Annotated in this window: 9 protein-coding genes; all 9 read left to right on the top strand. The window is 40.9% G+C overall.

The window, feature by feature from the left end; genetic code table 11:
- The first annotated feature begins 301 nt into the window (after positions 1-301).
- A complete protein-coding gene (gene atpB / locus IPJ86_04505; GenBank protein MBK7886575.1) occupies positions 302-1,471 on the top strand; it encodes a F0F1 ATP synthase subunit A in 1,170 nt (389 codons plus the stop codon).
- A 36-nt stretch (positions 1,472-1,507) separates the two neighbouring features.
- On the top strand, positions 1,508-1,768 hold the full coding sequence (gene atpE, locus IPJ86_04500; GenBank protein ID MBK7886574.1) for an ATP synthase F0 subunit C: 261 nt from the start codon (positions 1,508-1,510) through the stop codon (positions 1,766-1,768).
- Positions 1,769-1,882: 114 nt separating this feature from the next.
- Positions 1,883-2,377: a F0F1 ATP synthase subunit B gene (locus tag IPJ86_04495; GenBank protein ID MBK7886573.1), complete on the top strand. Its 495-nt coding sequence runs from the start codon at positions 1,883-1,885 to the stop codon at positions 2,375-2,377.
- A 232-nt stretch (positions 2,378-2,609) separates the two neighbouring features.
- Positions 2,610-3,167: an ATP synthase F1 subunit delta gene (gene atpH / locus IPJ86_04490; protein ID MBK7886572.1), complete on the top strand. Its 558-nt coding sequence runs from the start codon at positions 2,610-2,612 to the stop codon at positions 3,165-3,167.
- 172 nt (positions 3,168-3,339) lie between these two features.
- Positions 3,340-4,920 (top strand): F0F1 ATP synthase subunit alpha, encoded by a 1,581-nt coding sequence (locus IPJ86_04485; GenBank protein ID MBK7886571.1) that lies wholly within the window; start codon positions 3,340-3,342, stop codon positions 4,918-4,920.
- Positions 4,921-5,220: 300 nt separating this feature from the next.
- Positions 5,221-5,571 (top strand): four helix bundle protein, encoded by a 351-nt coding sequence (locus IPJ86_04480; protein MBK7886570.1) that lies wholly within the window; start codon positions 5,221-5,223, stop codon positions 5,569-5,571.
- A 365-nt stretch (positions 5,572-5,936) separates the two neighbouring features.
- Positions 5,937-6,815 carry an ATP synthase F1 subunit gamma gene (gene atpG / locus IPJ86_04475; protein MBK7886569.1) on the top strand — a complete coding sequence of 293 codons (879 nt, stop codon included), beginning with the start codon at positions 5,937-5,939 and terminating at the stop codon, positions 6,813-6,815.
- 371 nt (positions 6,816-7,186) lie between these two features.
- Positions 7,187-8,146: a hypothetical protein gene (locus IPJ86_04470; GenBank protein MBK7886568.1), complete on the top strand. Its 960-nt coding sequence runs from the start codon at positions 7,187-7,189 to the stop codon at positions 8,144-8,146.
- A 365-nt stretch (positions 8,147-8,511) separates the two neighbouring features.
- Positions 8,512-11,322 (top strand): hypothetical protein, encoded by a 2,811-nt coding sequence (locus IPJ86_04465; protein MBK7886567.1) that lies wholly within the window; start codon positions 8,512-8,514, stop codon positions 11,320-11,322.
- Positions 11,323-11,512 lie beyond the last annotated feature (190 nt).

Here is an 11,512-nt window from a genome sequence, read left to right as displayed (position 1 = left end):
AGTTCAGTTTAATATAATAAATAAAGTACTATAATATAATAAATACTTTATTAAATTGAGATAATTATTAATTGTAGATAAAAATAATTGAAAAACAGATTATTATGAATTTTGAATAAGGTAATTTATGCTGCGTTTATGCTTATTATATTTAATGAAATCGATTTGTTTTTGGTGGTATCCAATTCAACAAGGAATGGCGAGAAATCCCCAACTTCTGACTGATATTTCATCTCTCCTGTTTCAGATATTCCGTTTTTATCTACCTTTGCGACCTCAATAACCCATAGGTGCGCCTATCATGTTGAAAAACAAACGTTTAGCTATATTCTCGGTCCTGACCTTTTTGGTGTTCACATTGATCTTCTCGATAAATGTTGCCCAGGACTCTACCCATAATCAACTTCCTGAAAATGAACATCACAGTGCCGCGGTGGTAGCCGGTGCAGATGGTCATGTTGCTGAAGCTCATGTGGATGCAAGTCATGGGGAAGAAAAACTGAATGCCGGAAAGATCATCATGGAACACGTGGCCGATGCCCATGGGTGGCATCTTTGGGGTCATACTGAAATTCCGCTTCCTATAATTCTTTATTCTTCTGAACGCGGTTTCGCGATGTTTAGCAGTTCACGTTTTGATCACGGGCATAAAACCTATAATGGTTATATGTTGAAAGGCCAGAAAGTGGTTGCTGTAGATGAGATGGGAGAGATAGATGCACACCATGCTACAATCAATGATGCAGTGACGGCAACGATATTTGATATTTCCATAACCAAGAATGTGGCCTCAATATTTATTTGCTGTGCATTGATGTTGTTGATCTTTACCAATATCGCGGGTGCTTATACGCGTAAGCGCAAAGGTCTTGCTCCAACAGGATTGCAAAATGCGATGGAGCCCATCATCATGTTTGTCAGAGATGATTTGATTAAGCCGAGTATTGGTCATAAGTACGAGAAATATTTACCCTACTTGTTAACCGTATTCTTCTTCATTTGGATTGCCAACTTGATGGGATTGATTCCGGTATTTCCATTCGGAGCGAACTTAACGGGAAGCATCAGTGTAGCATTGACCTTAGCGGTTTTTACTTTTATCATTGTAACAGTGAATGCCAACAAGAATTACTGGGAGCACGTATTCATGATGCCCGGTGTGCCAAAAGGAGTGTTGGTGTTATTGACACCTATTGAAATTCTCGGAGTATTCTTACGTCCCTTTGTATTGATGATTCGACTTTTTGCGAACATTACTGCAGGACATATCATCGCACTGGCCTTCTTCAGTTTGATCTTCATCTTTGGACAAAATGGAGTCGGAGTAGGATTTGCAGTTTCTCCTCTCACATTAGTCTTCACCGTATTCATGACGGTATTGGAATTACTGGTGGCCTTCTTACAAGCCTATGTATTCACCATGTTAAGTGCGGTGTACATTGGAGCTGCTATAGAAGACCATCATCATTAACTGAAAATTAATTACTTACCTTAAATACAAATCACAATGTTATCAAACATCTTACTTCAGGCAGCTGCCGAAAACATCGGAATGGGCTACGGTCTTGCTGCTGTTGGAGCTGGTCTTGCTGCCATCGGCGCCGGTATCGGTATCGGCCGTATCGGTGGTTCCGCACTTGAATCTATCGCACGTCAACCTGAAGCTTCAGGCGACATCCGCGGAAACATGATTCTTGCTGCTGCACTCGTTGAAGGAGCTGCCTTCTTCGCGATGGTAATCGGCCTGCTTGCAATCCTTACCAAATAAGCGATTGTAAAAACAACAAAAACCGGCAGAGCGACGCTTGGTCGAGTGCCGGTTTAATTCAAAAATTATTCATCAATATAAAGGGGATCTCCCCAACGATTATTACGAAATACTATGGAACTCGTAAAACCCGAATTCGGTCTAATATTCTGGATGTCCATCTCCTTCCTGATTGTCGTATTCCTGATGCGCAAATTCGCCTGGGGTCCGATTCTTTCTTCTTTAAAAGAGCGGGAGACTTCTATTGAAGAAGCACTCAATGCGGCAAAGAAAGCGAAGGAAGATGTAGCCAATCTCAAAGCAGAGAATGAACGCATTTTGCAAGAAGCACGCAATGAAAGAGATTTGATTTTGAAAGAAGCGCGCGAGACAAAAGATATGATCGTGAACGAAGCCCGTTCCAAAGCACAAACGGAAGGCGATCGCATGATTACTATCGCTCGTGAAGCCATCACCAATGAGAAACTGGCGGCCATCACCGAATTGAAAAATCAGGTGGCGACTCTTTCCATTGAAATTGCAGAGAAAGTAATCCGTCAGCAACTCAGTAACGACGATAAGCAAAAAGCGTTGGTGCAGGAGATGTTGAAGGATGTAAAGATGAACTAGGGGGTTACGAAATACGAAAATATCCCGCGTTGCGGGATTACGAAAATACGAATTACGAATTGACTAATCAACGAATTAGACGAATGTACGAATTGAATTAGGAATGTACGAATTGGGAGTTGAGTGAGAGATAGAATAATTTCGAAAGGAAGTTAATAGTTATTTAAAAATTAAAAGTACGAAGCGAGAAAATCCGATTGAAGTACTAACGAATAAAGATCAAGGAAAATAAATGGCAGATTCTAAAGTAGCCCGCCGGTACGCAAAATCCCTTTTGGGACTGGCGCAGGAGCGTAAAATTGCTGACAAGGTTTATGAGGATATGCAACTGATTACTGCTACCTGTGATTCCAGCCGTGATCTGTTTACCCTTTTGCGAAATCCTATCGTCAATACGGATAAAAAGGATGCGATCATCAAGGCCATCTTTGGAGCCAGAATTGATGCGTTAAGTCTTGCTTTTATCAATATCATCACGCGCAAGGGTCGTGAATTTTACTTGTATGATATCGCAGCGGAGTTTATACAATTGTATAAAAATTCAAAGGGAATACTTACGGTGCATGTTACCACAGCTACTAAAATAGATGCTGCACTCCGCGATCAGATTCTTGCGAAAGTGAACCTGAATAAAGATCAATCAATAGAAATCGTAGAAAAGCTGGATCCCTCACTGATCGGTGGATTTATTCTGCGTGTTGGAGATAAACAGTTTGATACGAGTGTGAGTAAGAAATTGAAGCAACTGAAGAATGAGTTTGATGATAACCTCTATGTGAAAGAATTTTAAAGGGGGTTACGAAATTACGAATATCCCGCGTTGCGGGATTACGAAAATACGAAATACGAATAGACGAATTTGCGAATAGACGAATGTACGAATAGACGAATGTACGAAGGAATACGAATTATAGATAGTACGAAACGAACAACGATTACTAACAATAAATAATACAATCACAATGGTAGATGTAAGACCCGATGAAGTCTCAGCGATACTCCGCCAGCAATTGGCCGGCTTTAAGTCAGCCTCTGAACTCGAAGAAGTAGGAACCGTTCTCCAGGTAGGTGACGGAATTGCCCGTATTTATGGTTTAACCAAGGTGCAATCGGGTGAGCTGATTGAATTTGAAAACGGCCTATTGGGTATCGTTTTGAACCTTGAAGAAGATAATATCGGTGCAGTGACACTGGGATCTTCTAATAATATTAAAGAAGGTGACACTGTAAAGCGTACCGGCAAAATTGCATCTATTAAAGTAGGTGAAGGTATGCTGGGTCGCGTGGTGGACACACTCGGAAATCCAATTGATGGTAAAGGCCCGCTGACCGGTGAACTGTTTGAAATGCCACTCGAGCGTAAAGCACCGGGTGTAATTTTCCGTCAGCCGGTAAATGAGCCTCTGCAAACGGGTATCAAAGCGATCGACGCGATGATTCCGATTGGTCGTGGTCAGCGTGAGTTGATCATCGGCGATCGTCAGACAGGTAAAACGGCTGTGGCGCTGGATGCAATTATCAACCAGCGTGAATTTTATGATAAAGGGGAACCTGTGTTTTGTATCTACGTTGCCGTGGGTCAGAAAGGTTCTACTGTTGCTAACGTTGTTAAAGTACTCGAAGAGCGTGGTGCAATGCCTTATACCGTTGTGGTGGCGGCTTCTGCTTCTGACTCTGCTCCGATGCAGTTCTATGCGCCAATGGCAGGTGCTGCAATAGGTGAGTTCTTCCGTGATACTGGTCGTCCGGCACTTGTGGTGTATGATGATTTATCGAAACAGGCTGTTGCTTACCGTGAAGTATCTCTGTTGCTCCGTCGTCCTCCGGGTCGTGAAGCTTATCCCGGTGATGTATTCTATTTACATAGTCGTCTGCTCGAGCGTGCCGCGAAAGTGATTAAGTCTGACAGCATCGCTGCCAAGATGAATGACCTTCCTGATACCTTGAAGAGTAAAGTTAAAGGTGGCGGTTCATTAACCGCATTGCCAATTATCGAAACGCAAGCCGGTGACGTATCTGCCTATATTCCTACTAACGTTATCTCCATCACCGACGGACAGATCTTCCTTGAAGCGAATTTATTCAACTCGGGGGTGCGTCCTGCAATCAACGTAGGTATTTCGGTATCACGTGTGGGTGGTAATGCGCAGATTAAATCCATGAAGAAAGTAGCAGGTACATTGAAGCTCGACCAGGCACAATACCGTGAATTGGAGGCCTTCTCTAAATTCGGATCTGATCTGGATGCAGCAACGAAAGCGGTGCTTGATAAAGGTTCCCGTAACGTGGAAATCCTGAAGCAGGGTCAGTATTCTCCTTACAGAGTAGAAGATCAGGTGGCTATCATTTATCTTGGTACCAAAGGACTTCTCCAAGCCGTTCCCGTTAGAAAGGTAAGAGAGTTTGAAACCGACTTCCTGAATATTCTTCGTGCCCAACATAAAAATGTGCTCGACCAACTCGCGAAAGGTGTGATCAATGATGAAATCACCAACGAATTGGAGAAAGTTGCAAAAGACCTGGCAAAGAAATACTCTGTTTAATTAAGAATTCAGAATTAAGAATTCAGAATTGCTGCGCGGAGAGGGGGAGGTTGAAGGAGATAGTGGGTTTTAATTCAGAATTCAGAATTTCTGCGCGGAGAGGGGAAATTTGGGAGAGATTAGTTGATCAGAGTTTCGAAGCGAGAAGTCAGAAAATTTAAGTACCATTAAATAGTAATCGATAGAAAAAATACAATCCTAAAATAAACAATAAAAATAATTCTGAATTCTGAATTCTGAATTCTGAATTAAACCTGTGATCGGACAATAGAGCAAAACCCTTGCTAAAAACCAATCACTATGAAGAAAAACAACGTCGTTCTGAACAAATCGTTCTTATTTGCTGCTGAAATCCTGGACTTAAACGAAAAGGTAATTGAAAAAAGGCAATACCAGTTAGCTAACCAGTTAATCCGTAGTGGAACAAGTATCAGTGCAAATGTGAGGGAATCTCAAAGAGCAGTAAGCACGGCGGACTTTATAAATAAACTGGGAATTGCATTAAAGGAAGCAGAGGAAACTGATTATTGGCTCGATCTTATTGATCTTAAAATCACAAAGGTTGACCCGAAATTGAAAATGGAGCTGGATGAATTAATGAGACTTTTAGTAAGTATAATTAATTCAACGAAGAGGAATAGTAAAAAGTAATTCAGAATTCAGAATTCAGAATTCAGAATTGCTGCGCGGAGAGGAGGATGTTTGAGAAAGATGGTTTTAATTCAGAACCTGTCTGCCGGCAGTCAGGTTGGCTATGCGGAGAGGAAGGTTTAGGATAGACAGTTTTAATTCTTAACACAGAATTAAAATCATAAATCAAATTTGAACAGTAGTAACGTATTGTACAAAGCATAAAAATTATTCAATAAAAAAAAGTAATTCTGAATTCTGAATTCATTCTGAATTAAAATCATAAATCGAATGGGAACAATAGTAACATATTGTTCAAAGCATAAAAATTATTCAATCAAAAAAACTAATTCTGAATTCTGAATTCTTAATTCTGAATTAATACCATGGCCAATCTCAAAGAAGTCCGCCTCCGGATTACCTCCGTTAACAGCACCCAGCAAATCACCAAAGCAATGAAAATGGTGAGTGCGGCGAAATTGCGCAGGGCACAAAATGCCATTACACAATTACGCCCTTATGCCAATAAACTGCGCGATATGCTGGAGAATCTTTCTTCCTCATCTGAAGATAGTGATGGAGGTCAGTATGCTGTTGTACGTCCCGTAAAGAATGTGTTAATTATTGCGGTAAGTTCTAACCGTGGACTTGCCGGAGCTTTCAATTCCAATATCATGCGTACCGTTAATAGGTTGTTAGCGGATGAGTACAAAGAGCAGGTGAAAGCCGGAGGAGTAAAAGTGCTGGCTATCGGTAAGAAAGTGTCAGATTTCTATTCTAAAAATAAAAGTATTTATGCAGGTCATCACAATGACATTTATGCCGACCTGACCTTCGTGAATGTTTCTGCTATTGCAGAGAAAATAATGAAGGACTTTTCCGATGCGAAGTATGATCGTGTGATTGTGGTGTACAATCAGTTTAAGAATGCTGCGGTGCAATATGTCATGAATGAGCAGCTCATGCCCATCCAACCTCCTGCTAAAAAGGAAAGTAAGATGGTCAGTGATTATATTTTTGAGCCTTCGAAATCAGAGATCGTTTTGGAACTTATTCCAAAGTCCATCAAGACCCAGTTGTACAAAGCGATACTTGATTCGCATGCTTCCGAACATGGTGCGCGTATGACAGCCATGAACAAAGCGACGGAGAATGCCGGTGAAATGCTAAAAGAACTGCGTCTTACTTATAACAAAGCTCGTCAAGCCTCTATCACCAATGAAATTCTCGAGATCGTTGCAGGTGCGGAAGCGTTGAACGGATAAATTCTTGAACGCGGATGACACCGATTTAAGGGATTTACACGGATTTTAAAGCCGGCGACCTGGTAAGATTGTCTTTTGATTTGGGATTTCATCTAACGTATCATTTAAGAGGAAACGCGGATTACACTGATTTAAGGGATTTATGCGGATTGTTTAGCCGGAGATCTGTAAAGATTATCTTTTGATTTTGTATTTCATCTACCGGATCACTCAAGACGTATTTAGGTGCGGAAACGATGAACGGATAAATGAAAGAAGTCAGAACGGGAAAACGGCAGCCACTGGTTTTTGACGCTTTTTATTATTATTAAGGTGGTTAGGTGGTTTCCCATAATATATTCGTAAATTCGTTTTTAATCAATCTACAGTTCATGAAAAAATTTTTTCTTGTCAGCATAATTCTCTTCTTTTCTTTTTTAGGAAAGGCTCAAACATCCATCTATCATCCCTTTCCTGATTCATCAGCCAATTGGAATTTTACCGGGGACAATATTTGTTGGGGAATCTTTGGTAATTCCACCATATCGTATCAGATGACTATTAAGTTCGGAGCCGATACCTTGATTAACTCTGTTTCTTACCATACATTAAATATACCAGCCTATATTTACGATGCAGGTCCTAATTGTTTGAACCCACCTCCCGGTATATCAGTTTTACCGGGTAAGTACTGTGCTGCCATTCGTAATGATCATGGTGCAAAAAAAGTATTTATAATTCCGGAAAACGATTCCACCGAGCAATTGCTTTATGATTTTAACTGGCAGGTAGGAGATTCCATCAAAGGATATCTGGCGGCAATGATAAATACAAATTTTATTTGTGATACAGTTATTTCAATAGATAGTGTTATAGTGGGAGGTAGCTACAGGAAGCGTTGGTACCTAAATAGCCAATACAATGTATATTTAATTGAAGGAATCGGTTCAACTTATGGGTTGATTTCACCGGTGCCGGCAGGAATGGTGGATTTGGATAACATTGTTTTAGATTGCTTCCTGCAGGATAATATTCCATTGTATCCATCTGGTGTTATCGGTTGCCCTGTATTAACTCAACTTTCAGAGGCGGAAACTTTAAGTGAATCCTTAACGATAGTTCCTAATCCGGTAAGAGATCAATTGAGGGTAGAGTTACCAGGTGGGTATGATTCGAAAAAGTGCACTATGGAATGGTGTGAAATTAGTGGACGATGTATTTTAAGTACAACAGTATATACGGATGCTCAAAACTGTATTTATTGGTCTCCGAAAAATATATCAGAAGGCGCCTATTTAATTAGGATTATAACAGACAAGATGATTTTCCATTCACGCATATATAAGTTGTAATAAGAAAATAAATTCATAGGTTATTTTCTCAATAAGAATTTAGATTTTCTCTTCAGCCAAAGGCATGCAGAAAATAAAAAGCTGTTTTCAAAAATGGTCATCCGGTAAATTGAATGAATAGTATTGAAAAGGTAGTTTGATAGTTCGATATGGTATTAATGTCATTTTTATAATTGATATTTTTCATTTCCTATAGTATATTTTTAATACTGGTTTAATAAGTAATTCCCGGATTTGAAGTGTTAAGTGTTAAAAAGCGGGTGAATTGTCTGTTGTTTGGGGTGAATATTTAGTTTTGTTAGGTCTGTTTTTAGTATGTTTCTTATTTTTTCAATATCTTGCATATGCAATTTTGAAATTACTAAATGATCCGAATTCTACTCCTCCTGTTACTGCCCTCTGTTCTATGCGCGCAAGGACTCTGGACTCAAAAGCCCTCTATTGGAAATTCTGATTATGTAGAGCGCACGCTGGCGACAGGTTTCGAATTGAACGGAGAAGGGTATATTGCCGGGGGACTTGGAGTAGGTCGTCAGAATTTTCGCAACTCTTTGAATGATGTTTACAAATACAACCCCGGAAGCAGTACCTGGTCCAGAGTAGCGGATTGCGGTGTAAGCGGCAGGGCAGGAGCAACGTCTTTTTCAGTGAATGGAAAGGCATATGTTGGAATGGGCTATATACAGACCAACAGTAGCACGTTAATTTATTTAAAGGACCTATGGGAATATAATCCGTTGACCAATAGCTGGACGCAAAAGGCAGATATGGGGTCCTCCGGCCGACATAGTCCTTTTAGTTTTGTTATTGGTAATTATGGATATGTCGGATCAGGTAGCTCGGATAATGCTCCGTTGATTCGTTTTGATTTTTGGAGATATAACCCTTCCACAAACACATGGAATCAAATGGCGCAGCTTACCAGCACGCAAGCCCGTTACGGTGCCAGTGGTTTTAGTATTGGCGGAAAAGGGTATGTGGCCTGTGGGTATAAAAGCGCTTTGAATGGTCCTTCGAAGGATGTATTGGAGTATGATACTACAGCGAATGTTTGGGTCGCTAAAGCATCGCTTCCGGTAGCAGCTCCCGGACGCATTTTTGCGAAAGGATTTACATTAAATGGTAAAGGATATGTTGTAGGTGGAAATGACAATGGCCCTACGACCTATTACAGCGATTGTTATGAATACAACAATGTAACCGACACCTGGACACAAAAGGCATCGGCACCTTATCCAATGAGTCTCTCTGCCTCTTTTGTTATTGCCAATGAGGGATACATTCTGACAGGCTTGAAACACGGCAATGCGATTGATAATTCGATGATCAAGTACAATGCAGTCACGAATAGCTGGACACCATTGACACCTCCAAATGCCACTGCAAGAACGCGGATGTGCGCCACCGTTATCAATGGAAAATTATTTATTGGTCCGGGAGTGTATGGAGATTATAATTATTTAAATGTAAGTACACTGTTCGGGATCTTTCGTAAGGCCACCTGGTTATATGACCCGGCAACGGAATCCTGGACACAGAAAGACTCGTTTCCGGTCAATCGTCATAGTGCAGGTTCCTTTACGGTGGATAGTTTAGTGTATGTTGTTGGAGGAGCAGATAACCTTTTAGCAGTTCAGAATGGTTGCTGGTCGTATGATCCTAACGGCGGTGTATGGACGCAAAAGGCGAATTTCTCAGGACCTGCCCGGCAGGGTGGTACAGGACTTACACTGAATAACCGCGGATATTATGGATTTGGTGTGGCCCCTATCAGTAATTATTACAATGACTGGTACGAATACCTTCCTCTTTCTAATACATGGGTGGTTCGTGCACCGGCTTCTGCCATTCAAGGCAGGTTTAATCTCGGTTCATTTGCGATCAATGGAAAGGGATATATAGTGGCCGGTTCAACATTGGGTTCAGATCCGGCCCGTTGTTATGAATACAACCCCTTGAATGATACCTGGACGTTTAAAGCAGATCTCAATGTAAATACAAGAAACGGAGGCGCTGCTTTTGCAATAGGGAATAAAGGGTACTATGCCTGTGGTTATAATCAGCAAGGCTATCTGGATGCAAATAATTTGCTAAAGGAACTCTGGGAATTTAATCCTGCCGCGAATACATGGGTGCAAAAAGCATCGTTACCATTTGCCGGAGGACGCGAGGGATGCGTTGGGGCCGGTATTAACGGTTACGGCTATGTGTGTGGAGGAATGCAGGTGACAACTGCCGCCAATGGAACCGATGAAGTAATTACCTATAAATCGGATTTATGGCAATATACACCGGATAGTATTGTTTCTTCAGTTTCCGGAGGTAATACTACTTTTTGTGCCGGAGCTTCGTTTACGGTAAATTATCGCACGGTGGCATTGACATTAAACGCCGGAAATATTTTTACGGTTCAATTGAGTAATGCCAGTGGATCGTTTACGTCACCAACAACTATTGGCACGCTGTCAAGTACGTCGACTAACGGATCTATCATTGTAACAATTCCTGCAGGCCAGTCAGCCGGTATAGGATACAGGATCAGAATAGTGAGCTCAAATTTTGCAGATATAGGTGATGATAATGGAGTGAATTTAACCATTTCTATCTCACCACTCAGTATTAGTTCATTTACTCCGTCAAATGGTTTGCCGGGAGATAGCATTATTATCAATGGCGCTAATTTTATAGGGACAACAGCAGTCAATTTTAATGGAGTTGCGACGGGCTTTAGGGTGGTGAGTGCAACGCAAATTAAAGCAGCTGTTCCTCCATTATGCGCAACCGGAAAAATTAATGTGGTGACCGCTTGTAACAGCGTGCTCTCTGTAAATAATTTCATTGTGAATCCCTTTAATCTCACTATAAAATTATTTTTAGAAGGGATGTATACAGGCGCAGGGCAAATGTTACCGGCTTTGTATCAGCAGGCATTGAGCACTGATACTGCTGCTACAGATACTGTATTCCTGAAATTACATCTTCCTGTAACTCCATTTACGAGCAGTTATAGTGGAAGTGCGGTATTGAAGAAGACCGGATTTTGCACCTTTGCTATACCGGGTGGGTTTTACAACAGCAGTTATTTTATAGAGGTGAAATCGAGAAATACACTGGAAACTTGGAGTAAAGTACCCATGCAAATTAATCAGTTGGTACCGTTGGATTTGACACAATAGGAGAGTTTATTTATTCTTGGGGGATTTTTAGGTTGCTAAGTGGGAACGTTTCGATTTTATATGGAAATAATCATTATAATAAATCCATCAGAGGACGATTGTTTTTTTAGATATAGAATTAGCGACTTTCATTAGTGGTGGTGAGCTCTTCAGTGTTTTCATTTATGCTGTAGATAGATGCAACTAATTG

The sequence above is a fragment of the Bacteroidota bacterium genome, assembly GCA_016713925.1.
GTDB lineage: Bacteria > Bacteroidota > Bacteroidia > AKYH767-A > OLB10 > JAJTFW01.
This window is presented reverse-complemented; position numbering and strand designations above follow the sequence as displayed.

Excerpts from the sequence above, each read along its gene's own strand:
- IPJ86_04485 (MBK7886571.1), top strand. The coding sequence starts at position 3,340 with ATGGTAGATGTAAGACCCGATGAAGTCTCAGCGATACTCCGCCAGCAA.
- IPJ86_04495 (MBK7886573.1), top strand. The coding sequence starts at position 1,883 with ATGGAACTCGTAAAACCCGAATTCGGTCTAATATTCTGGATGTCCATC.
- atpE (MBK7886574.1), top strand. The coding sequence starts at position 1,508 with ATGTTATCAAACATCTTACTTCAGGCAGCTGCCGAAAACATCGGAATG.
- IPJ86_04470 (MBK7886568.1), top strand. The coding sequence starts at position 7,187 with ATGAAAAAATTTTTTCTTGTCAGCATAATTCTCTTCTTTTCTTTTTTA.
- atpH (MBK7886572.1), top strand. The coding sequence starts at position 2,610 with ATGGCAGATTCTAAAGTAGCCCGCCGGTACGCAAAATCCCTTTTGGGA.
- IPJ86_04465 (MBK7886567.1), top strand. The coding sequence starts at position 8,512 with ATGATCCGAATTCTACTCCTCCTGTTACTGCCCTCTGTTCTATGCGCG.
- atpG (MBK7886569.1), top strand. The coding sequence starts at position 5,937 with ATGGCCAATCTCAAAGAAGTCCGCCTCCGGATTACCTCCGTTAACAGC.
- atpB (MBK7886575.1), top strand. The coding sequence starts at position 302 with ATGTTGAAAAACAAACGTTTAGCTATATTCTCGGTCCTGACCTTTTTG.
- IPJ86_04480 (MBK7886570.1), top strand. The coding sequence starts at position 5,221 with ATGAAGAAAAACAACGTCGTTCTGAACAAATCGTTCTTATTTGCTGCT.